Genomic DNA, 23,788 nt, shown 5'->3' on the forward strand with positions numbered 1-23,788 from the left:
AATGTTTCTTTATATTGCACAGGGATGTTATTCTTATTCTAAGAAAATAATATCAAACCGATATAATTGATTATAAAAGGAGCAAGATTGAGTTATTATGGATAAACAAATTGGATTCATCGGTTGCGGAAATATGGGAATGGCTATGATTGGCGGAATGATAAACAAAAATATAGTGTCTTCAAATCAAATTATTTGTTCAGATTTAAACACTGCTAATTTAAAAAATGCTAGTGAAAAATATGGGCTAACTACAACTACCGACAACAATAAAGTAGCTAAAAATGCTGATATTTTAATTTTATCAATCAAACCAGACCTATACGCATCAATAATTAATGAAATAAAAGAAGTAATCAAAAACGATGCTATCATCGTTACGATCGCTGCTGGGAAAAGTATTAAAAGTACTGAAAATGCATTTAATAAAAAAGTAAAGGTTGTAAGAGTAATGCCTAATACTCCTGCTCTTGTTGGAGAAGGAATGTCTGCATTATGCCCTAATGAAATGGTGACAGAAAAAGATTTAGAAGATGTACTAAACATTTTCAATAGTTTTGGTCAAACAGAGATCGTAAGTGAAAAATTAATGGATGTTGTAACATCTGTAAGTGGTTCTTCACCAGCTTATGTATATATGATTATAGAAGCGATGGCAGATGCTGCTGTACTAGATGGTATGCCAAGAAATCAAGCATATAAATTCGCTGCTCAAGCTGTGTTAGGCTCTGCAAAAATGGTACTAGAAACAGGAATACATCCAGGTGAATTGAAAGATATGGTTTGTTCTCCTGGCGGAACGACAATAGAAGCTGTTGCAACATTAGAGGAAAAAGGATTACGAACAGCGATTATTTCAGCTATGCAGCGTTGTACGCAAAAGTCTGTTGAACTATCTGGTCAAACTAAAAAATAAAACTATAAAAGAGATTACGTTAGCTATGAATTCACATAATTTTAATTAAAAATTCACTACATGATAAACGGCCAAACTCATATAAAATTGAGCTTGGCCGTTCCACTTTTTAATTATATTAAAATAATTTCATTCGAATTTTCTTTAAAGGTTCTGTTTTATCCCTTACCTATTCCCTACTATGATTGTGTAATTTTATTAGAAACTAATAATTTTTCAATGCATTTGGGTAACATATCTAATAGTGTTTCAAATGCGTAGTTTACATCTAGACGTTCTGTCCATTGATGTGCATCTTTTCCTACCGGCCCCATATTTAATACTGGAACATCAAACTCTTCTAATTCCTGAAGCGGAATTGAATAACCTTTATCCCATAATGGCATATTGTCTACAAGCGAACTCATTGAATCTAGTGGATACTGCAAGCCTACATAGCTTAAATCTGAAATCCCCCCAAAATAATTTTGGTTTTCAAATGTAATCTTATGATTGTAGTGTGCATACTTTTCCATTTCTACAACTACCTCTTTTATTAAAGGATTGTTGCGTGAACTCACAGCTGGATAGTACGGCGGAGCGAAGAAAAGTACAATCATCGGTGCCTTTTCTTTACATAAAATCGCTAATTTATCTACTAAATCAATCGTTACCGCACGATCATCTTTATCTTCTCTATTTTTTATAATATTAGATTGAATATGATTTATTTTTTCTTGTCCATGTTGCTCAATTGCATATGTGATAAGCTCTTCATACGTTAATACATTTACTTTGAGATTAGGTGGTATAAATGGATTATATTTAGAAAAACGATATGCATGTTTTTCATACGACTCTTCTATTTTCTCTGCTACTTTCGTTACTTTTTGACGTAACAATGAAACTACATCTATCATTGATTTTTCTAATAAAAACAAATTAAATAATGTAACTGCACGATGCGGAATTTGTACAGAATAATCCTCCTTTAAGTCCCTTTGAAGTAAGTTAGTTGGCGGAGGACTCGCTTCCCCTTCTACAATATCACAAAGGTCTGTGTTTAACTCTAATTCTGCTGTTATTAATGAAGCCATATAACTCCCATTTAAGCCTGCAAAAGGTTCACCTACATGTGTCTCTTTTCCATAGCAAAGAAAACCAGGTAACACTTTACCAATAGAGCCAGTGTAAATATACTTATTTTGGTCACCAGGATGTCTTGAAAACATAGGCTCTGAGTTTAAGACCGTTTTATAATCTAAGTTATGCTCTCTAGCTAAATCTAACAGTCTCGGAACAGCGGCCCTCATCCCTACAGATTTCACTTCTTCATCTGGTACAGCCAATAAAAGAACATTCCCATCGAATCTTCCTTCACATGCTTGTTCAATCATTGCCATTTGTAATGCTAGACCGCATTTCATATCCATTGTTCCTCTACCAAACAGCCATTCCCCATGTTCTATATCTTCACGCACATGGTCTGGAAGTTCATCTTTATGAGAATAAAACATAGATGTTAACTTTTTAGGATTAAATGCATCTTCTTTCCACACTCCGTAATCTTGTACATCTACAACATCAAAGTGACTTACTAGAATTACAGTATTTTTTGTACTATCTTTTTTCTTTACTAGTGCTGTAACAAAATATCGTCCGTCCCCTGTCGGATTTTTTTGTAAATGATGCGGGTTTTCTTTGAAATACTGTAATTCAGATAATTGTTCCACAACAAAGCCTGGCAATATTACTTCAGCTTCTGAACCGGTAATACTAGGAATTTCAACAAGACTGCTTAATAATTGAATCAATTGTTCTTTTGATTGCCACTTTGACATATAAATCCCCCTATTTTTCCGCATTATGAAAACGAATTCCAGTATATGAATAAAAAATGACGACAGCTATCAAAATTATAGTTCTGATGTACTGCCGATTTTTATTGATATTTCATGAGCTGCTTGTTTTACCTTGCTAATAAGAAAAGATAGTCGATCATCATTAATACGATGACTAATTAACCCAACACTTAATGCTCCTACTACTTTATGATTAAATCCGATAATAGGTGCAGCTACTGAAGCTGTCCCTTCTGTTTTTTCACCATAACTGACAGCATATCCTTCATTTTTTATTTGCTTTATTTGATTAAGAAGAATTTGCTTTTGTTCTGGTAATGAAGAAAGTAAATGTTCTACAATATGTTCCATTTCATTCGTTTTCATATTGGCAAGCATCGTTTTATTTGCGGCACCAATTGAAAGTGGAATTTGTTCCCCTAGATTATCGATAACTCGAATTTTTAAAGGCCTATCAATTCTTTCAATGATAATAGAATGTGTTCCGTTTGGAATATTTAAATAGACACTTTCTTCGACTTCAAAGGCCAACCGCTTCATCACTTCTCTTGCAACTGATCTGTAGTCTACCTTCTCCAATTGACGTAACCCTATTTCCATCCACATTGGTCCAATTTTGTACTGTTTTGTCTCTGGTATTTGTGTAACTAACCCATGCTCCATTAGAGAGTTAAGTAATCTATGTACTGTACTAACTGGGAGATGTGTTCCATCTGCTATATCAGAAATAGCCCAATACTCTTTTTCATTTGTAGAATTCAATAATTTAATAATACTTATCGCTCGATCAATGGACTGTACCATAACTCGCCTCAACTTTACTCGTAGTATGTTAGTACGTTTAATTAACTATCAATTTAGCAAACATTCGAAATGAAATCAATCTATTTATTCAATTTTCTAACAATAAAAATATATCACTAACAACGAATTGAAAACGCAAACAAAAAAATATTGACTTTTCTTTTTAATTATCTGAAAATTATAACAAGATTTCACATCACGGAATACATTCCATAATACGGAAAAACATCAAACTTTATTCTATCAACTACGAAAGTGAGGAAAACAATGGCGCAAGTAAACAATACAAACAATGAATTAAAACGTACGATGAAAAGTAGACACTTATTCATGATTGCACTCGGTGGTGTGATTGGAACGGGGTTATTTAACGGATCTGGCTTTATAATAAGTCAAGCTGGACCTGGTGGATCCGTACTTGCCTTTATGGCCGGTGGATTATTAATGTATTTCGTTATGCTATGTCTTGGTGAACTCGCTGTAGCCATGCCTGTTTCGGGTTCTTTCCAGGAATATGCCACTAAATTCATCAATCCTGCAACTGGCTTTACAATCGGATGGTTGTATTGGTTAAGCTGGGCGAATACGACCGGTCTTGAATTTACAACTGCCGGTATTACAATGCAGCGCTGGTTTCCTGATATTCCTGTTTGGGTTTGGTGTTTAATATTTGGCGTTACAATCTTTACTATTAACGCATTATCTGCTCGTAGTTATGCAGAAACAGAATTTTGGTTTTCAAGTATAAAAGTATCTGCCATTATAGCTTTTATAATTCTTGGTGGCGCCGCTATGTTCGGCTTTATTGATTTAAAAGGCGACGAACCAGCTCCACTCCTTTCAAATTTCGTAAATCATGGTGGTTTATTTCCGAATGGACTTGCAGCTATTCTATTAACAATGGTTACAGTCAATTAGTCCTTCCAAGGTACAGAGCTTGTCGGAATCGCAGCAGGTGAAAGTGAAGATCCAGCAAAAACTTTACCTCGTTCTATTAGAAATATTATATGGCGCACAATGTTTTTCTTCGTCTTAGCAATCTTTGTTCTTGTTGCTTTAATTCCTTGGGAAGAAGCAGGACTCACAAAGAGCCCATTCGTTGCTGTTTTTGATAATATCGGTATTCCATATGCAGCTGATATTATGAACTTTGTTATTCTTACTGCTGTTCTTTCTGTTGCAAACTCAGGACTATACGCTGCTACTCGAATGCTTTGGTCTTTATCAAAAAACGAAATGGCTCCAGCATTTTTAAAGAAATTATCATCACGTGGGATTCCTCTCAACGCTTTAATCATGACAATAGCTATTTCTGCTTTTTCTCTTTTAACAAGCGTCGTAGCTGCTGAAACGGTTTACTTATGGTTAATTTCCATTTCTGGAGTCATAACAATCATTGTTTGGATGTCAATTTGTGTTTCTCAATTCTTTTTCCGCAAACACTATTTAGCTGAAGGTGGAAAATTAGAAGACTTGAAGTTCAGAACTCCACTCTATCCCCTTGTACCAATTCTTGGTTTTGGATTGTATGGCATTATATTAGTAAGTCTTATCTTTATCCCAGATCAAAGACTAGGCATTTATTGTACTGTACCATTTATCATCTTTTGCTATACCTACTATCACTTTAAAGTTAAGAAAAGAATTGCAACTAACACTCAAAGTGAAACTAAAATTAGCGAAACTTCGTAATATTGCACGATACAAAAAAGACAACACGTGGCGTTTCACTTCATGTGTGGTCTTTTTTTCATTATTTAAATATGAGTTCACCTGAATTTAATGGATTTTTCTCTTCTCCTACAAAAGTAGTAAAAATTTCATTTGAACTTGCTACCTCAGTTGGATTTATCGTATTTCAATTTCGATATAATAATAAATAGGTATATCAGATATAGCTGTACATTATTAGAATTACATTCATTACTCAACTGGTAGTTACCAAGAAAGAAAGGAATGATCATAATGATACAGAACATATACGAGACTCATTTACATGTAAGAAATTTAGAAAAAGCGATAAATTTCTATCAAAACAAGCTAGGATTAACGTTAGCAAGAAAACTCTCCAAAAGAAGAGTGGCTTTCTTTTGGGTCGGAGAAAATAAAAAACAAATGCTTGGACTATGGGAAGTAAATAATATCGAAGACTTTGAGCTGAAACATTTTGCTTTTGGTGTAAATTTAGAGTTTTTAATGACTTCTAAAGCGTGGTTAGAGGAGCGTGGAATAGAAGTGATAGGAAGTCAAGGAAAAGGAAATCAAGAGCCAATTGTCCAAAGGTGGATGCCCGCTGCAAGTGTATACTTTCTAGATTGTGATAGAAATAAATTAGAATTCATTTCTATGTTACATGACAATCCAGATGAATTAGAATATGCATCCTATTTAAGTGTATGGAATGCGGAACACCAAGAAAAATGAATGAAATTTCCGTTCAAGTCTTTTCTAATTTTTTAGATATACTGTTGTACGATCCCCCTTTTGCTATTAATTTTCGTCGGATTTATGAACAGTTATCGTAATAGAAAATTCATGATAACTCCACTTGTTAACATAATGCATTTATTGTCATCTTGCATTTGTACTTACGTACGAGCAATTCCTAATCTGCTTCAATTATAATTTGAATCATTTAATTTTTCTTCTTATCTGGCATCTACTTTTGAAACAAAAACTCCCCTTAAATCGAAAATGATTAAGGGGAATTTTATATACGATGCAATTATAGTTCAGATTTCACCCGAACAGAAACATTATTTTTAATTATATTTTTGACATCTTTAAAGCTAACAAAATTGTTACTTTTCTCATCCCAAAGACGGAAACGGAGTGAACGCAAGCTTGTAGCAAGCGTAATCGTTGGTACATTTTTTAAAGGAAGGGTATTGTTGTGTGCCTCTTCTAGTTTATAGTTAGGTACTCTTGGACTTAAATGGTGAACATGATGAAATCCAATATTACCCGTTAGAAATTGCAAAATTTTTGGAAGTTTATAAAAAGAACTTCCCTCCACTGCCGCTTTCACATATTCCCACTCTTTATCTTCTTCAAAATAAGAATCCTCGAATGTGTGCTGTACGTAAAACAGCCAAATCCCTATTGAACCTGCTATTAAAAATATAGAACCATGTACTAAAAGAAACGATTGCCATCCAATTGCCCAGCAAAGCATCCCTATAATAGCAACGATCAAAATATTCGTTAAATAAGTGTTCATACGTTCTTTTTTTCTAGCACCTTTTCGGTTAAATCTATTTTTAAGCAAGAAAACATAAATCGGGCCTAACCCAAACATAACGAATGGATTGCGATATAAACGATATGCTAAACGGAGTCTAAATGGTGCTGCTACATATTCATCTACTGTAAGCGTCCAAATATCCCCTGTACCCCTCTTATCCAAATTACCACTCGTAGCGTGGTGAATAGAATGCTCATGCCCCCACTGATCAAATGGGAATAATGTTAAAACACCCATACACGTTCCAACTATTCTATTTGCACGTCGACTTTTAAAGAATGAATAATGGGTACAATCATGAAAAATAATGAAAATCCTTGTCATAAATCCAGCGGCTAACAGTGCTGGAACTAATGTTAACCAATAAGAAACTGACAAACTTTTATAAGCAAGGTACCATAAAATAATAAATGGCACGATTGTGTTAATCAGTTGCCAAACACTTTTTTTAATCGTTGATTTTTCAAAAGGAGCAACTTGTTTTTTTAAATTTTTAGTATTTTCTAAGGTCATTGTTCTAATTCCTTTCCTTTTTGTTGCTAATTCATATTATAGCACACTATTAGTATCAGGTGTTAAAAGTAGCTATAATAAATATTTTATACTATGAAAATCTCTTTTTTCTTACTCATTACTTACAAATTTCTTACGTCCAAAATAGCTTCTATAATTGGACAGACGGAACATTTTATGTATCAAAGAAACTTCGTATTTTTCCAATAAGTACATAAAAAACAGCGAGTTTTTTCACAAGAAGAAAAAAGCTGCAATCAGTCAGTTTCACCGACTTATCGCAGCTTCTCTTCTTTTTACCTTATTTTATCGATGAAGCCAAACTGCACCTGCAGACTTGTCTTCAGCTTGGCCTACCACTTCAAACTTCAGTCCTAGCTTCGGTAACTTACGTCCTGCATCAGGAATAACGCTGTTGATGTATTGCTTAGAATCATCAAATTTTGCCACTCCTGGTAATCCTTTATAATCGAAGATACCGCGTGTTGGTGAATTTACTTTCCATGCTGGCGTTTGATCAAATGAGAATGCCGCATCGGCAATTTGATAACGTGTACTGCTCTTCACAGTAGGTTGTCCGTTTAATGTCCCTACAATTGCCTCTGGATGAGAATCTACTACTCCTAAGAACCCTTCACCTGGATGAACGCCTACCCAGTTATCTGTAAAGCTTTGATCCGCATACCATACAACCATTCCTGTATTAAACACTGGGCCACGTGCATGTTGTAACGCAGTGTCAGACCCAGCGTAATTTCTCCACTCTACATAGTAATTATGTTTTTTCTGTTCAAATCCATTAGACACAGTAAAGCCTTTTAGCGTCATTGCTGGCTGACCTTCTGCATCATCAGAGAAAACAACTTTTCCATCTACAGTTAAGGCTGCATTATCTAACGCAAATCCTTTATAAGCTACTGCAATATCTGTTAAGTACTCAAATTGCAGTTTTACTTTTTTTCCTTTGAATTGGCTTAAATCGTATGATTTATCAACCCACTTACCATCAGTTGTATCCGCGCCGCCTTTTATATCTTTTTCGCCCATTCTATCAATGCGTGTCTTCGTTCCATCTTCTGCAATCGCATATACGTCAAGGAAATCATACTTCGCTTCAAGTTCGTAAAATGCCTTATAATCGAACTTAGCATCCTTTGCATTTGTTAAGTCAAATACTGGTGTCTCAAGTGTTGTATGAATGTCATTTCCTTTTGTACTGTAATAGAACTTCTTACCAAACGCTGATTCGATATTTTTTATATCTTTGTCCGGCAAGTTAACACGAACAATTCCAGGTCGTTTAGATTTTGTAGTACTTTGATCTACATATGTTGCAACACCGATTCCTTTGCTAAGTTTGTCATAATCTACTTCAAGAATATTCGCCCAGTTCCCCTTCATATTCTTTTGGAAAAACTCTTTATTTTGTGGCGAGAAACTCGTTGGCTCTGTTCCTGCAATTTTTCCAGCCCAGCTACCACCACTCATAATAGACCATGACTCAACAGGTTCACCTTGTCCTGAGTACTTTGTATCATATTCATCTGGTAAGCCTAAATCATGGCCATACTCATGTGCAAACACACCAACTGCTCCGTCTTCAGGCTCGATTGTATAATCATATGCAGCCATCTTTCCGCCCCAGTTCGAAACAGAAGATTTCGTGCCATCAATTGCATATGGTTTTGAACCTAGTTTTGAACGATGTGACCAAATCGCATCATCTTTCAATTTACCGCCGCCAGCTTCTTGACCAACGCCAGCATGTACAACCATTAAATGATCAATAATGCCATCTGGCTCATTTTTATTTCCATCACCATCTTGATCGTATTGATCAAATTGGTCATAGTCTGCTAAATTGATTCCTTTTGCTACCGCTGCTTTTAATGCTTCTTTCACAAAATCTTTTGGTCCTAAAGGCCCCTTGTTATCATGCCCAGTACCCGCATCAGCACCATAATCTGATGCTTTTCCTGGAACAGTAAGCCATTCTGTTACAGTCCCATCAACTGTATAGCTACCACCAGATTGTTCTTCATAATATTGCTTAAATGTGTTAATTTTCGATCCATCAAATAAAGTAAATGGTTCATCACCAAATAACATTTTTTGATAATGTTCACGATTAAAGTCCTTAGAATACATGTATCCTGGCTCTTGATCAATATTGTTATGCTTAAAATCGCTAAATTCTACAAGTAAAACAAGTACTTTATCTTTTCGAACAGCTCCATTGTATTCTTCTTGCTTCGCTGATGTAGTAGGTACTTTTCCATTTAATTTCCCAGGGTTCAATGCTGCACCTTGTCCAGCTACTGGGCCTACTTCAGGCTGCTGCGCCTGTTCATTTTCCCTCATTTTTGCATCTTTTACTTTTTTCATAAAGTCAGAGGCTTCTTGCGTAAGACTATCTCCTGTTAAGATTTCTTTCCCAGGGTTTTCCCCTTTCTTTTTCTCAACATATTTTTCGACAGCCTTTGAAGTCTCAGCTTGTGATGCAGATTGATCAATTACCCCCCGTTGTTTTAGCGCTTCAGCCAAACGCTCCTCCGGTATTAAGTGCTCATCTATTGGTAGAGATGATGTTGGTGTCTCAGCATACGCTGCGTGACCTCCAAAAGCAAACGTACTACTTAGTACTGCTGCTGTTGTTAATACCGCTAATGGTTTTAATTTCTTTTTCTTTTTCAATGTATGTCCTCCCCAGTGTCTGCAAATTATCGTTTTTTGCCGATAACAACATAATATTCGTTATAATACGAATATTCAATCTTTTTCAACAAATAAAATGTTGAGAAATATTTTTTTATGCAGGGTGAAATACATAAGATATAAAAACAAACAGACTCTCCTATAAATAACAGTGAACTTTTATATGTTCTTAGTTACAATCAAAATCCAGTAAATCTGGGATTCATACTTTTTTAATAAAAATAAGAATTAAATATTTTCTATACTATTTAATCTATGGATTACCATATTACTCACTATTCTCATTATTACAAGCTAATAGTGGTTCGTACATCATTATAGCGTGATTCTCTGTTACATATTGATCTTCTATTAACTGTTTCTGTTGATTATATACTTTACGTTGAATCACATTATGTCGTATATAACCGCCCCAGTATGCAGGTTGAATTGAGTGTTCTTTCTCATACACTTCATATTGATAAAGTTGCGGATAGACTGTTCTCCATTCACCAACTAAATGTTCATCTGTCATATAAAGGTGAAGTTGATACGGTTGGTCCGTTTCATTTTTAATTTGTAAATCCAAATAGTTATAGGAACAAGTCGCCCCACTCCCAAACGGTTGAGTGCGCCTAGAGTCAGGAAAGACATCAAAGCTATGACGATATCGTTCTGTTACTGTCAGTGGTGTATGTAAAGTCATCCAATATATTAAATTCGAAAGCTGACAAAGACCTCCTCCAATACCTGTTTGAAAAGATCCGTAATGTAATACCATACCTTCTACATACCCTTTTTTCCTCGTTGGCTTACCTATTAAACGCCAGTAAGAAAATGTTTCTCCCGGTCTAATGACGATACCATTTAGTTTTTTAACAGCAATTTTCAAATTAACAACCTTATTCTGTTGATACCACATATCTACATCTTTGAGCTTACGAAGTAATATCGTTCGGTGCTGAATTGCTGTACAAGGTAGCTTTTCTTGTTGGAACCTTTTTGCATATGTTTTTCCGTCTGCCAACCACTGAATGTACCTCTTTGTAGAGTAATACCACTTCCCTAGCATAATGCGATACTTAGACCGCTGTTTAGGACGTAAGTGCACTATATTCATTTTATTCCCTCTCTCTTTCTTCAAGTAAATCCTAATATATTTCTAATCCAATAAACTACAGTTTTCTTAGCTGCATAATAATTTCCGCAAAAAAATAATAAATTTACTCTAGTGGAGATTTTATTTTGATGATTGCTTTATAATTATATAAAACTGAGCTTCAATACAATAAATTGAAATAAACATATTATAAATATAACGGATAACCTTAAATAAAAAATAATGAACATTAAAGAAATTCTAAAGTATTAATATATTTTTCGTAAATATTAATTGATAACACATTAGACTTTACTATATGTATAACTTCTTATTCTACAAAATGAAATTTTTTAATGTAAGAAAAAATATAATTTCCCTTTAACATTTATACAAGTCTCATATGGAAAACTTTACAAAACAATTCGAACACTTACATTTAGAATAAACACAAAAAATTGCCACCAGTTAGCTTAACTGGTTGGCAATTTTTTAACGAGAATGCTTTACAAATAGTTGAATTGCTTCTTCTGGTACATAGCACTTTCCATTACTCTCTACAATAATACTTCTTAATTCATACCCTTTACCATTGATACGAATTATATTTTTGTTACCAAATAATTGTGCTTCTACTTTATTATGTTTTACTACGAGTAACGGGTTTGCTCCTTCGATTTTGTCGGCTGTTACAGTTGCACCGATTTTCTTAAAGGCTTGTTCACTCTCTAAAAATATTTTATTCGTTACTTCTTCTAAGTTAAAGCCCATCGCTTTCGCCATCGTCTTCGCAATGTCTGTATTTTGGATTAAGCCTTCTGGTTTTTGAGGTCCATAAGAATGTAAGAATACATCCTCACCTGTATGTCCTCCTGTCGTAAAGCCGATATTTGCACGATTAGCCAATAATGTAGTAAGAATTCGTCCTACATCCATTTTCTTTTTTGCCACTTTTAATTTTTCTTTTTCATCATGAGTTAGATTATCCAAACCGTATAGTTTAGCTACATCTTCTACATTTGATAAATCAGATTTCAGTTTATTTATAGTTCCTTCAAGTGTCATTTTCGCCTTTTTCAATGGATCAATGTATGCAGAAACCGGTGTAGTATTGTATCCTTTTGTCGTATTCCTATTCCCTATAGAGATGCCGCTGTTACCATGATCAGTTAAAGCGATGAGCATCGTATCCCCATCTTTCTTCGCAAATTGTAACGCCTTTGCTACCGCTTCATCAAATGCCAATACATCACTAATCATCCCAATTGGATCATTAGCATGAGCTGCCCAATCAGGCTTACTACCTTCTACGAATAAAAAGAAGCCATCTTTATCTTTTGATAATGTTTGAATTGCTTTTTCTGTCATTTGAGAAAGTGTTGGTTGTTCTGGATTTGTTGCTATACGATCCATATCAAACGCAAGAGCATGATGTGAGAAAGAGCCCCAAATTTTATTAGATTTGGAGTTCAATAATGCATCTTTCGTTTCAACGAAATCGTATCCTTTGTCTTGAATCACCTTTACTAAATTTTCACCATCTTTTCGGATTCCATTACTTTTCATAGGTAACAGCGCCGCTTTTCCCCCGCCTAATACGACATCTATATTTTGATATACTTGCTGCTTCGCAATTACGTCAAAATGTTTGCGATTGACATGGTGAGCGGAGAATCCGGCTGGAGTAGCATGCTGAATTTCAGATGTAGCAACAATGCCAGTTGCACGACCAGTACATTTTGCGCCTTCTAATACGTTTGCGACCGGCCGTAACTTTTCTTCTTCTTTTATTGGCTGTAAGCTAGGCGAACTTACAATAGAAGGTAATACACCTACATATCCTGAATTCGATTTATTTCCAGTTGCTAAAGCTGTTGCTGCTGGCGCTGAGTCTGTAATAGCTGATTCCGCCGAAAACGTACGAACACCTCCTGTTATAATTTGATCTAACGTAAGCGGTGCCCCTTTATACCAGCGAGCCATTGTTGTCGCCGTTGAACTCGTTCCGTCCATAACCACCATAATTATATTTTTAGGCTGGTGTTCTACTTTTTTCACCTTAGCTTTGGCCGCATGATAATTCATCATACTTTCCATACTTAATACGCTTACTATTATAGCTCCCACCAATAGTAACTTTTTCATCTTCACACCATAATTCAACATGATTGTTCCTCCATAAACTTTGCATTCATTTCAATACACCTTATTTCCTTTTCCATACCAAAACCTACATATGTTTTATTAGTTCCCAATTCTCATAAAGCTAACAATAGTTACTTTCTCTTTCTTTAATTAAATATCGATATGTATCATTTATCTTATAAAAAAGATTTAACATCCTTTTCATTAATTACTTGTTTAACAATAAATCCTCGATTAAAAGAAATAAAGATTTATTGTTAAACAATAAATTTCATGTTAAATTAATAAGATATTAAATAAATGAGGTGCTTTTTATGAAACAAGGATCCACACTCTTTTTAAAGACCGTTGTAATTCTGATCGGAATCCCCGTTCTTGCTATGTGCATTTTTTTAGTCCCTAAAATAGGAAATTTTGCCGCAGAATTATATCCAGATATTGCATATATTAAATATCTTGTATTTATCAATTTATACGCAACAGCAATACCTTATTACTTCGCACTGTACCAAACATTTAAGCTTTTAAACTATATTGATAAAAATAACGCATTCTCAGAGCTATCTGTTCAAGCTTTAAAAAATATTAAGTACAGCGCATTGGCAATTAGTGTATTATATGTATTAGGTATGCCACTTTTCTATCTCGTGGCAGAGAGAGATGACGCCCCTGGCATTATTATTATCGGAATGATTATGATTTTTGCTTCAATGGTAATCGCGGTCTTTGCTGCCGTTCTCCAAAGACTATTAAAAGATGCTATAGATATAAAATCAGAAAATGATTTAACGGTCTGAGGTGAATAATATGGCAATTATTATTAATATTGATGTAATGTTAGCAAAAAGAAAAATGAGTGTAACAGAACTTTCGGAGAAGGTTGAAATTACAATGGCTAACCTTTCTATCTTGAAAAATGGAAAAGCAAAAGCAGTCCGTTTTTCAACTTTAGAAGCAATATGTAAAGCATTAGAATGCCAACCGGGGGATATTTTAGAATATCAACCTGAAGATACCGAGTAAAAAGAGTCCTTCATATGAGTAATGGGTTCAGTGTAGGAAGAGAAAAATGCTAATAACCATTAGGAATAACAAACTAAAACGCTCAGAAGATATTCTGAGCGTTTTTATTTCCTTCTTCAACTAAAGCACCAGTTAGTGTAAAAAGCTATTTCACCATTTGCATGGCTAACTTATCTTTTAACATTGACCTATATGAGTCAATTTCATATTTTGTATTATTGATTTTTTCTTTTTTCATTTTTAACATATCGAATATTTCTAATTCTAAATTCCTTCTAGCTTCAAGAACTTTTATCGCTCCTTCTACACCTGAATGGTTATGTTCTTTCCCATAGCCTTGGTTAGTGTAATAGTCAATAATTCCTGTGGACCATTCTGGAGTTCTTTCTTTTAACGCCTTCCTAAATGAAAATTCAAGATTATCTTGTTCTACATACAATAACATTGGATTTAAATTCTCTATGATTTTTGCAACTTTCATTACATAATTTATTATTTTTTCTTTTTGTTCACCATATTTAATCATCCCAATAGTTAATGGATTTTGTATGAAACAACATTCAAAGATATAAACCTTATTGTCTTCTAGAGCGGTTTCAGCAAAGTCATTCCATTTGTCAGCAATTAATTCAACATTTTTATCGAATGGTAATTCGTATATATCATTTTTTAAAATAATGTTAAATAATTCGTCCGAAAACTGGTCACCAAACTCATTTTTTATCTTTCTGTATGGTAATAAATAATTGCTTCCTTTTTTTAGAACTTTCTTAAGGAGCACTTCTTTAAAATCCCCACTGTTAGATAATAATCTATCGAACTCAAATTTATTAAAACAAGATACACCATCATAGTCGGCTGGGTGGTTCAAATTTCCTTCTAAAAATAGTTCAACCTCAATTTTATTTTGGCTTAGAATTTCATTTATTAGCTTTGCAGTGGTTGATTTTCCAAATCCAGGTAACCCTTCTACTATTATTAGTTTTGTATTCATAGTTATAAATGCCTTCCTTCAAAGTATTTAACTAAGATTAAAAAAATCACTTACTCCACTGCAATCACCCCTTCAAAATATGATATTTACCATTTCCTTTGAAAAAACCTTCTTAAAGTAACCTGACTGTTAGTTTAAGAACATTTTTTCATAATCTCTACAACTATTTTAACATAAATTTTCCATTTATCTTTTTATTTAGAACACTATTTAACTATATAAAAGTGCTTAAACACTATAATAACAATAAAAAAAGGGTGCTAAATCATATGTGATTTACATCCCTAATTTGTGTGTTATTTTATATTTTCTCTCCCGTAACTGAACCCGATATCATACGAGAAGGACTCTTTTTATTACACATTACGGCGCAAAACTAATTTGACCAGTAAACAATAGGATAATTGCTATGATCCAAAATATAAAAAATGATGAGGACAGTATTAATGAAAGAATAGCAATTCCCTTCTTCTCTGTTCTTTTCGTCATTGTGATTATTGAAAGCATGATACCTACACCTGTCAGGGCAATTGTAATATAATCTCCAACTATATTACCTGCATTGGCTATCCTTGTTGGCGTTATAAAAACGAATAGAAAACACAAAATGCCGATGAGTAAAGATACATAACTTATTATACTATACTTCTTTTTAGGAACTATTTCAGTTTTCATACTAACCCCACCCCTTCTATATAGCTATGAGTTCATATTAACATGAATAACCATAATTTGGTTAAAATAAACTGACCACTTCCTTATTAAAGATGGACGATTATCCTTTAATCTCTAGTAATTATTATATACAGAAAATAAAGTGAAACTTTAATCAGTGGAGGTTTTGTTCACCCTCCACTGATTATTAGTTGAAGCAATCAGGCTGCCCGTTATTGCGGAATAAAATGAAAGAGTTCTAAAAAATAAAGACTGTACCTTTAAAATGAAAGATTCAGTCTTTATTAATAACTTTTTTTATAAAGAAAACTCTCTATCACTCACTATCTTAAAAAACTCCGAGTAATGTGATAAAGAATAATCCACTACATCACAATCACCTTGAAACATACATGTTGAAATACCTAATTCTTTTGCAGGTAATAAATCTAATTCTCTATCTCCAATAGCTAAATCAATATTATGTTTTTTATGTAAATGATTATGAGCTAAAGAGTTGGGCTTTCGGGGAAAGCCATCGTCAATTGTAATCATATCTACAAAGTATTTTTCCCAGCCGTAATATTTTAAAATGTCCATAACCCCTGTCCTATGTTTATGGGTCATAATCACATTTTTATCTGCAAATTTCAAAACCTCTTCGACACCTGCAAAAGGTTTCATATCTTTTGGCGTGAATTTCTCCTTCAAAACTTTAATCTTTTCTTCTTGCTCGCATGAAATATTATAATACTGAATTGCATGAGAGTATGATATTTTTAAGTTTTTGTATATTTCTTGTTTTTCTACTAAGTCACCTAATATTTCAGAAAGCATCATTGTATATGCAGGATACGTATCAAATAACGTCCCATCAAAATCCCATAAAATATTCATTCTATTCACCTTCTATTTTCAAATCATTCAATGACTAAATCCGCCCTATCCCTCGGCAATTCCGTTTCTAAGTAATAATCCTCTGCTTTCCAATACCTATTTTCAAATTTTGAAAGGTTTTTCTGTGTCTCCTCACTCTCACGTAGAAACCTTGTCTCTCTTGGACAGTCCAAATAGACCATATAATGAAAGAAATCTCTCCATTCTTTTCGCTGCAGAAAAACTCCTTCAATAACAATTACCCCTACAATAGGAATCTGTACTTTTTCCATTTCACATATATCTGTTTCTTCATGAAAGAAAGGTAATTTCAATTTTGTTTCATGTTGTAGCTTTTGAAAAAATTTCTGCCTTAGCCATTCAATGTCCCATTGTAAATAATAATACTCGTACCATTCTTCATATCCAGTATGATATCGTTTATTACGCTCCACTATGTGATCATCAATATGGAAAATATGAAACGGAATGCCTTCTTGTTTCATATTTTCTTTTAAATTGGTTACGAATGTTGTTTTTCCAGATCGACTTAAACCATCTATACCTAAAATGAATCTATTTTCCCTATGCTTCTTCATAATCGTTATAAGTTCGTTTGTGCTCATTACTTCTTCCACTCTTCTTTTAATAAAGAATATAAAATAGTATCATGAGCAACTCCATTTTGAATCATATGTTTTCGAAGTAATCCTTCTTCTTGAAATCCTGCTTTTATTAACAATTTTTGAGAAGATTTATTTTCTACATATACAACCGCTGCGATTCTTATTAGTTGCAGCATTTCAAATCCGTAAGCTAAAATCGCTTGTAATGCTTCCGATGCATATCCTTGTCCCCAATATGTATCATCTAATTCATAACCAATTTCAGCTCGTTTATGATTATTATTAATTAAATGAAATCCGCACGTTCCGATTAATTGGCCCGTCCCTTTTTTCTCGATTCCCCAGCGAAATACACTGCCCTCTTCATAACGATTTTTAAACGTTTGAATCGTTGTTTTCGCTTGCTCAATATTTTCAAAAGAATCCATTCCGAAATAACGTATAACTGATTCTTTCGAAAAATATTGGAACATCGTTTCTGCATCTAATAGTGTAAGTTCTCTTAATCGTAAACGTTCTGTTTCTAGTTTCGGAAATCCCATCTCTCTTTCTCCCTCTATTCTAATGAACTGCAAATTTCAATATAATTTCCATCTGGATCAGCAATGTAGGCAATTGTTTGCCCCCACGGTTTTACAATTGGTTCAACTAAAACCTTAATACCTTGTCCTCTAAATTGCTCAATCGTTTCTAATACATTCTCAACAACGAATCCTAATTCGAAATGAGAAGACTGTAATTTACCTTCTGTAAGCGGTAGTCCTGTTAATTCTTTCACATCTTGCCGCGTATTCATCGCTAAAATGGTAGTTCCAGTATTAAATTCAATATATGTACCGTGCTCTGCTTTTATAGGTAACTGTAAAATATCTTTATAGAATTTTAAACATTCCTCAAACTTTTCTACATATAAAATGATGTACTTCATTTTCAAATCCATTTTACATCCCCCTTTGTATCTATCCCTAAAATTTCGACAAAAGTCTCACAAAAACCTTGTTCCTTGTAGTAATGAGCAAAAAAAATGAGGCCGATTTCTCGGCCCCCCAGCTTATTGGCATAAAACAGGAGATTTGGTTTGGACATAACCAGTTCGTACTTTTATTATATTTTATTTTTTCTGAATTTTAAATACATTAAACACCTATTTATATTGAGAAAGTTTTTTGCTTGCATAAAATTAAAGATTTTAAGAAATGATACAAATGGAGGTGTATACATATGGAACCAATGCTATGTCCAAGCTGTAAAACGAATCGTACTCGCTTTAATATTCTTGAGCAACAAGTAAAACCAGTCAAAATAAATCCACAAACTGGTCAAGCAGAAGAAGAATACACAAATGAAACGATGAATGCTTTTCATATGGCCTATCAAGGACCTACATACCGTGTCCAATGTGCTGTATGCGGACTTGTTGAAAACCCTGAACAATTTATTAAACCTGCGCAAAATCAGTCTTTCTAATAAAAACATGATTATCCCTTGTAGAAATAGATTTTTCTATAAGGGATTTTTCCGTTTAATAACTTAATTAAAAATGTATTTCTTCCTTATTATATGTTAAACTTCGCACTCTTTTGGAAATGTTTACATAAGCGAGGTAAAACAAATAATAAAAAAATAACGCTTCTATCAATATTTCTACTATTAACTTGCCATATAGTCATCTTTTACTTTTGGATCTTCGATTGGGAGAAAATAACGACTCCTTACGGTCTAACAATATGGTTTGTTTCTACTATTTATAGTCTTTTACTTTACTACCATTTTAAAAATTAAAAATCTAATAAATTAATATTAATTGCTAGTTCGTTATTATTGATTATTTCTTCTTCATTTATGATTTTTTTAGGTGTTGTTACTGGTATTATGGTATTATCTTTGTAACTGTTAGTTCTATGAATTAAAAAGTTGGTCTTTTATTATATAAAAAAGAATGAACAAAATAAATATATATAGAAATTAGAGAAGTTGATTCCCATCAATATCTTCTCTAAGAATATCACTCTTTGTTAAAATATTTCCTTTTTCAACTTTTTAATCTTCCTAAATAAATTAATAAACGCATATAAAAATATACAAACTAAAAACCCAACCATACCTTTATATAATCCTGATTCTGATACTCCAAGAAAACATAAGTAAAGCACTGGAATTAACATTACAAACATAATTGCAACGAACTGTATCAATTCAACAAATTTTTGTATCTTCGTTTCTTTGTCTGAATAAATATCAGGTAACTCATTTTCCTCGTCTACTTCTTTACAAAAATAATTCCACTTCGCAAAACTCGTTACATGTTTCCATCCACACATTTCATATATTTCAATATATTCTTTTTGTTTTTCTTTTGAATCTTTATAATCCAGTCTAAAATCCGCTTTATATACTACATCTTTTAGTTCAGTTTTCTTAAACGTATACATTACATTATACTTTTGTAAAGCCCATCCTTTTTGATGCATTTTTCTTAAAAAAGCTTCTTCTTTTTCCAAGCTCCATATCGCAAAAGGTTTGAATACCTTCTTTGTCTCCATTTCCCATTCACTCCCCTAATATACTATTTCCATTCCTTACAGATCTCTGCAATCTGTTATATTCTAGCTCTAACACTTCTCTCCCAAACGGCGTTAACTTATAGCACTTCTTTCTATCTGTAGAGGCAACTTCAACAATTAATTTTTCTTTAAGTAATTTCGTCGTATTCCCGTATAAAGTACCAGGACCGAGCTTTACTTCCCCATTTGTCATCTCTTCTACCATTTGCATAATTCCATATCCGTGCATTGGTTTCACTAGTGATAACAGTATGTAATATGTCGCCTCAGTTAACGGAATATATTTTTGCGCCTTCGCATTCATTATAACTACCTCCGATACATCGCCTTATGATATATCGACTAGCGATACATAGTATATCGATATTTTATAATCATATTCCAAAATATGCAAGAGTAATTTAATAATTAAATATCCATTTCTTTGAATTAAAAAATGATACAAACTTTCTGAATAATTTGTTAAAATATAGGAATATTAGCTCTTTTATAATGAAAGGAATGGTACATATGATACATAAATTGAAAGAAAACATCGGATCTGTGTTTGTTGGGAAAGAAAATGTTATTGATCTACTGCTCGTTTCACTTCTTGCTGATGGACATGTACTGCTCGAAGACGTGCCTGGTACTGGGAAGACGTTACTGGCGAAAACCATTTCCAAAAGTATTGGTGGTAGTTTTTCTCGCGTTCAATTCACCCCTGATGTACTTCCAAGTGATGTAACAGGTATTGAATACTTCAACCCAAAAACAAGCGAATTCGAATTAAGAATTGGACCAGTTATGACAAACATTTTGCTAGCAGATGAAATTAACCGTGCAATGCCGAGAACGCAGTCGAGTTTGTTAGAAGCGATGGAAGAACGACAAGTGACGCTTGAGAAGCAGTCAACTCCTCTGCCGAAACCGTTCTTTGTTATTGCGACGCAAAACCCAATTGAATCACAAGGGACTTTCCCTCTTCCAGATGCACAGCTTGATCGCTTTTTAATGACGATTTCAATCGGTTATCCTACTCCTAAAGATGAGCTACAAATGATGCGACGTTTTCAGAACGATTTACCATTAGAAAGTGTCACATCTGTCATCTCATTAGAAGATATTTTAGAATCTCAAAAACGAGTAAAAGAAATATTTGTTTCGGAACCGTTAGAACATTACATTATTAAACTTGCTCATGCTACAAGAAATCATGATTATATCGCTAACGGTGTAAGCCCACGTGCCACATTAGCTTTAGTACGTGCTGTTCAAGCTTTAGCCTTTTTACATGGGAGAGAATATTGCACACCAGAAGATATACAATTGTTAGTTCCTTCTGTTTGGAATCACCGTATCGTCTTATCAATGGAAGGTGCATTACGTACGACAAAAAATGATATTATGAAAAGTATTTTAAAAGAAGTTGACGTACCTGTGGAGATTGAGCAAGCATGAATGGACAGCGTGTTGTAACTGTACCTTTATTTTTTCAACTCCATATTATTCAACTAACCGTTCCAATCGCGTTACTTTTCACATTCTTTTTCCCGCAACGAATGCTTATGTTTCTCTTTTTCTTCTATTATATATTTGCGATTTTTATTTATAAATATGTGGCTTTCATAGAGAAGAAGTTTCAAATCATAAATGAGAAACAAACTACACGGCTTTTTCCTGAGGAATCTGGACAGTTTTTTATTCATTTAAAAAATGGAGCCAGCATACCGCTCGTTAATGGTGTTTGTTACTTTCATTTAAATTCGTCCCTTATACCGCATAAAGAGCAAGGCATTGAACAAATATCAAAAACATTATTCTCTTTCCCATTTTCACAACCTGCACATTCGGCACAAAAATGGGGTTTAACATTAACCGCAACGAAGCGTGGTGTGTTTCAAATTGAACAGTTTGAATGTGTATTAAAAGATCCATTTCATCTATTAACTGTACATTTACCTGTTTTTGATAAATTAAGGACTGAAATTATTGTGTATCCTTCTCCTAAAGAAGTAGCAGGTTTGCAAGAACTTCAGCAACTTTTGAATGGATTTTATCGAACGAATTTTTCTTTTTACAATGATGAAACATCTATTATCGGTGTAAAGCGATATGAGCGTGAGTCTTTCCGCTCTATTCATTGGAAGGCATCTGCTAAAATGCAGGAATTACAAGCGAAGCAATATGAACCTGTAAAAAATTATAGTTGGACGATTTGTCTTTCTTTAGCTGCCGATCGTGGATTTGGTTGGAAAGATAATGTAGAAGAACTTATTTCATATGCAACATACATTTTCCAGTACACAACGAAGCACCACATTCCGTTTGAATTGTTTATTAGTGTATTAGCAGAAGGCGGTGCATTACATGTACCGTTAAATGAAGGACAAACACAATATGCAAAAGCTTTAGAAGAATTAGCTCGTATTTCAGATGATAGTACGTTACTTCCGAAACAAGGATTCCTTCATTATGTAAAGAGAAAGAGAGAACGATCGTCTACAATGATATACATTGGTTTACAAAGAAATGAACTCCCTCTTCTCTCGCAGCCAACGTTTCTCATTACTAGTGAAGGGATGGTGGAATCGGTTGAAAACTTGGCTATATCACATTCATGATTTCATTCTGCTCCTCCTGCTTTCATTATTAACAGAAAGAGATGAACTAATTAGTATTGCAATATTTTTAACAACAGGCTATATTGGAGTATTTCTTATTCATAAATTTATGCAGAAAAAAACAACAGGATTTGTAATACTTTTAGTTCTTCAAATCGTTCTTTTCTCTTTATTTTTACCTTTTTCTCTTTTTGGCACAATCATATTACCACTATTTTTCTTTATCGTACATGTGGTCGGACCTGGATATCCAGTTCAAAAATCTTTAGGTGGTATTGTATGGTTTGTCGTTTCAGTTATATTTTATGCACCCTTTCCACCGTTGTGGAAACTATTAATGTTAGCCTTGCATCTTATGATTACATTTTGGTTAACCGGGGCAAATCGCAAACAACAACTATTACGTTTTGCTTCTATCATTACGATTGGCTTAATGAGTATATTAATTGTTCAAATATTTCCTTTCATTCGACTTATTTTTGGTTTTATAACGGAAGTAGTCGCATTAGGCGTCGGCTATGCTTTAATGCCATTAATTAAAGCAGCGGAATTAAAAGATACTGAAGATGTTTGGGCAAATAAAGGACATCTCTTAAAACCCAAAATTGAAGACGGAAAAAAATTCCTGATTTTGATCCAATACTCATAAATAGCGCTACAATAATAGTCTGTACAGCTATCGCTATTTACGTCGTTTGGAAAATAGTAAAAAAACGAAAACATTTAAGTTTACCAAATATGCCCGCCTTCGAATCTACTATCATTACTGATAAAGAAGGAATGAGCCAAAATCCTTTTAAACGAAATAAACCGCCACATAACGAAATTCGGAAGGAAATTTTCAAGCTAGAGAGTAAGTTAACCCCTCCTTTAAATAGAAAACGGGGAGAAACTGTTGAGACTTGGCTAGAAAGAATAAACGATGAAGAAGATGTAAATATTCAAAGTGATATTATTATAGATGCTTATAATACTGTGCGTTATTCAAATGGTGCAAACACTGTACTTCTACATGAATTTAAGGAAGAGATTCATAAGCTTTATGCATATCAAAAAAGTTTGAAGAAACGAAAGAAATAACGTAATAAAAAGACTCCTATTTTGAAGTGCACCCCAATTGTTAGACACATAACTAACAATTGGAGGTGCATTTTTTATGGCTAAATTTTCTTCAAAAGATAAAATAAAAGCA

Annotated in this window: 21 protein-coding genes and 3 pseudogenes; 10 read left to right on the forward strand and 14 right to left on the reverse strand. The window is 33.6% G+C overall.

Annotation, left to right across the window (positions count from 1 at the left end; translation table 11 throughout):
* Positions 1 to 97: 97 nt before the first annotated feature.
* A complete protein-coding gene (proC, locus tag MR169_RS20335; protein WP_242319936.1) occupies positions 98 to 916 on the forward strand; it encodes a pyrroline-5-carboxylate reductase in 819 nt (272 codons plus the stop codon).
* 179 nt (positions 917 to 1,095) lie between these two features.
* On the opposite strand, the gene MR169_RS20340 is transcribed toward proC, so the two are convergent.
* Together MR169_RS20340 and MR169_RS20345 are read right to left on the reverse strand one after the other, a co-directional pair.
* Positions 1,096 to 2,760 (reverse strand): M20/M25/M40 family metallo-hydrolase, encoded by a 1,665-nt coding sequence (locus tag MR169_RS20340; RefSeq protein ID WP_242319937.1) that lies wholly within the window; start codon positions 2,758 to 2,760, stop codon positions 1,096 to 1,098.
* 51 nt (positions 2,761 to 2,811) lie between these two features.
* Entirely contained in the window at positions 2,812 to 3,561 is a 750-nt protein-coding gene (locus MR169_RS20345) for an IclR family transcriptional regulator (protein WP_242319938.1), read from the reverse strand.
* Positions 3,562 to 3,828: 267 nt separating this feature from the next.
* Here MR169_RS20345 and MR169_RS20350 point away from each other — a divergent pair.
* Positions 3,829 to 5,253 (forward strand): annotated as a pseudogene (locus MR169_RS20350) (amino acid permease).
* Positions 5,254 to 5,526: 273 nt separating this feature from the next.
* Positions 5,527 to 5,985 carry a VOC family protein gene (locus tag MR169_RS20355; protein WP_000615638.1) on the forward strand — a complete coding sequence of 153 codons (459 nt, stop codon included), beginning with the start codon at positions 5,527 to 5,529 and terminating at the stop codon, positions 5,983 to 5,985.
* A 301-nt stretch (positions 5,986 to 6,286) separates the two neighbouring features.
* Here the strand turns inward: MR169_RS20355 and desA are convergent, their stop codons facing one another.
* From desA to MR169_RS20375, 4 genes are all read right to left on the reverse strand, one after another.
* Complete coding sequence (gene desA / locus MR169_RS20360) at positions 6,287 to 7,318, reverse strand: Delta(5) desaturase DesA (protein WP_000171497.1); 1,032 nt, start codon at positions 7,316 to 7,318, stop codon at positions 6,287 to 6,289.
* A 306-nt stretch (positions 7,319 to 7,624) separates the two neighbouring features.
* A complete protein-coding gene (locus MR169_RS20365; protein WP_000727448.1) occupies positions 7,625 to 10,012 on the reverse strand; it encodes an immune inhibitor A domain-containing protein in 2,388 nt (795 codons plus the stop codon).
* Positions 10,013 to 10,301: 289 nt separating this feature from the next.
* Positions 10,302 to 11,132, reverse strand: coding sequence for a VanW family protein (locus tag MR169_RS20370; RefSeq protein WP_001028242.1), 831 nt, complete (start codon positions 11,130 to 11,132; stop codon positions 10,302 to 10,304).
* Positions 11,133 to 11,603: 471 nt separating this feature from the next.
* Positions 11,604 to 13,277: an alkaline phosphatase gene (locus tag MR169_RS20375; protein WP_242319939.1), complete on the reverse strand. Its 1,674-nt coding sequence runs from the start codon at positions 13,275 to 13,277 to the stop codon at positions 11,604 to 11,606.
* A gap of 293 nt (positions 13,278 to 13,570) precedes the next feature.
* Here MR169_RS20375 and MR169_RS20380 point away from each other — a divergent pair, with 293 nt between their 5' ends.
* A complete protein-coding gene (locus MR169_RS20380; RefSeq protein ID WP_000809118.1) occupies positions 13,571 to 14,053 on the forward strand; it encodes a DUF2975 domain-containing protein in 483 nt (160 codons plus the stop codon).
* Positions 14,054 to 14,063: 10 nt separating this feature from the next.
* On the forward strand, positions 14,064 to 14,279 hold the full coding sequence (locus MR169_RS20385; protein ID WP_242319940.1) for a helix-turn-helix domain-containing protein: 216 nt from the start codon (positions 14,064 to 14,066) through the stop codon (positions 14,277 to 14,279).
* Positions 14,280 to 14,424: 145 nt separating this feature from the next.
* On the opposite strand, the gene MR169_RS20390 is transcribed toward MR169_RS20385, so the two are convergent.
* From MR169_RS20390 to MR169_RS20415, 6 genes are all read right to left on the reverse strand, one after another.
* On the reverse strand, positions 14,425 to 15,273 hold the full coding sequence (locus MR169_RS20390) for a P-loop NTPase family protein (protein ID WP_242319941.1): 849 nt from the start codon (positions 15,271 to 15,273) through the stop codon (positions 14,425 to 14,427).
* Positions 15,274 to 15,636: 363 nt separating this feature from the next.
* A complete protein-coding gene (locus MR169_RS20395) occupies positions 15,637 to 15,948 on the reverse strand; it encodes a hypothetical protein (RefSeq protein ID WP_000845560.1) in 312 nt (103 codons plus the stop codon).
* A 297-nt stretch (positions 15,949 to 16,245) separates the two neighbouring features.
* The gene (locus tag MR169_RS20400; protein WP_242319942.1) at positions 16,246 to 16,824 is read right to left on the reverse strand and encodes an HAD-IA family hydrolase; all 579 of its coding nucleotides are present in this window, start codon (positions 16,822 to 16,824) and stop codon (positions 16,246 to 16,248) included.
* A gap of 23 nt (positions 16,825 to 16,847) precedes the next feature.
* On the reverse strand, positions 16,848 to 17,429 hold the full coding sequence (locus MR169_RS20405) for a kinase (protein WP_000106120.1): 582 nt from the start codon (positions 17,427 to 17,429) through the stop codon (positions 16,848 to 16,850).
* Positions 17,429 to 17,971: a GNAT family N-acetyltransferase gene (locus tag MR169_RS20410; protein ID WP_000506678.1), complete on the reverse strand. Its 543-nt coding sequence runs from the start codon at positions 17,969 to 17,971 to the stop codon at positions 17,429 to 17,431. The genes MR169_RS20405 and MR169_RS20410 overlap by 1 nt, the downstream gene beginning before the upstream one ends.
* A 14-nt stretch (positions 17,972 to 17,985) precedes the next feature.
* Positions 17,986 to 18,369 (reverse strand): VOC family protein, encoded by a 384-nt coding sequence (locus tag MR169_RS20415; protein WP_000364503.1) that lies wholly within the window; start codon positions 18,367 to 18,369, stop codon positions 17,986 to 17,988.
* A gap of 281 nt (positions 18,370 to 18,650) precedes the next feature.
* On the opposite strand from MR169_RS20415, the gene MR169_RS20420 reads away from it, so the two are divergent.
* Both MR169_RS20420 and MR169_RS20425 read left to right on the forward strand, forming a co-directional pair.
* Positions 18,651 to 18,896, forward strand: coding sequence for a DNA alkylation repair protein (locus tag MR169_RS20420; protein WP_242319943.1), 246 nt, complete (start codon positions 18,651 to 18,653; stop codon positions 18,894 to 18,896).
* A gap of 93 nt (positions 18,897 to 18,989) precedes the next feature.
* Positions 18,990 to 19,339 (forward strand): annotated as a pseudogene (locus MR169_RS20425) (hypothetical protein).
* A 105-nt stretch (positions 19,340 to 19,444) separates the two neighbouring features.
* Here MR169_RS20425 and MR169_RS20430 read toward each other — a convergent pair.
* Positions 19,445 to 19,972 carry a DUF2812 domain-containing protein gene (locus MR169_RS20430; protein WP_242319944.1) on the reverse strand — a complete coding sequence of 176 codons (528 nt, stop codon included), beginning with the start codon at positions 19,970 to 19,972 and terminating at the stop codon, positions 19,445 to 19,447.
* Between the two features lie 7 nt (positions 19,973 to 19,979).
* Complete coding sequence (locus tag MR169_RS20435) at positions 19,980 to 20,297, reverse strand: PadR family transcriptional regulator (protein WP_016118125.1); 318 nt, start codon at positions 20,295 to 20,297, stop codon at positions 19,980 to 19,982.
* A gap of 206 nt (positions 20,298 to 20,503) precedes the next feature.
* On the opposite strand from MR169_RS20435, the gene MR169_RS20440 reads away from it, so the two are divergent.
* The 3 genes and pseudogenes from MR169_RS20440 to MR169_RS20450 all read left to right on the forward strand — a co-directional run bounded on the left by MR169_RS20440 (position 20,504) and on the right by MR169_RS20450 (position 23,676).
* Positions 20,504 to 21,433, forward strand: coding sequence for an AAA family ATPase (locus MR169_RS20440; protein WP_242319945.1), 930 nt, complete (start codon positions 20,504 to 20,506; stop codon positions 21,431 to 21,433).
* Positions 21,430 to 22,596, forward strand: a complete 1,167-nt coding sequence (locus MR169_RS20445) for a DUF58 domain-containing protein (protein ID WP_016118127.1) — start codon at positions 21,430 to 21,432, stop codon at positions 22,594 to 22,596. The genes MR169_RS20440 and MR169_RS20445 overlap by 4 nt, the downstream gene beginning before the upstream one ends.
* Positions 22,568 to 23,676: pseudogene (locus MR169_RS20450) on the forward strand (DUF4018 domain-containing protein). The gene MR169_RS20445 and the pseudogene MR169_RS20450 overlap by 29 nt, the downstream one beginning before the upstream one ends.
* Positions 23,677 to 23,788: the final 112 nt, after the last annotated feature.

The organism is Bacillus cereus group sp. BfR-BA-01349, assembly GCF_022663795.1.
Lineage (GTDB): Bacteria > Bacillota > Bacilli > Bacillales > Bacillaceae_G > Bacillus_A > Bacillus_A cereus.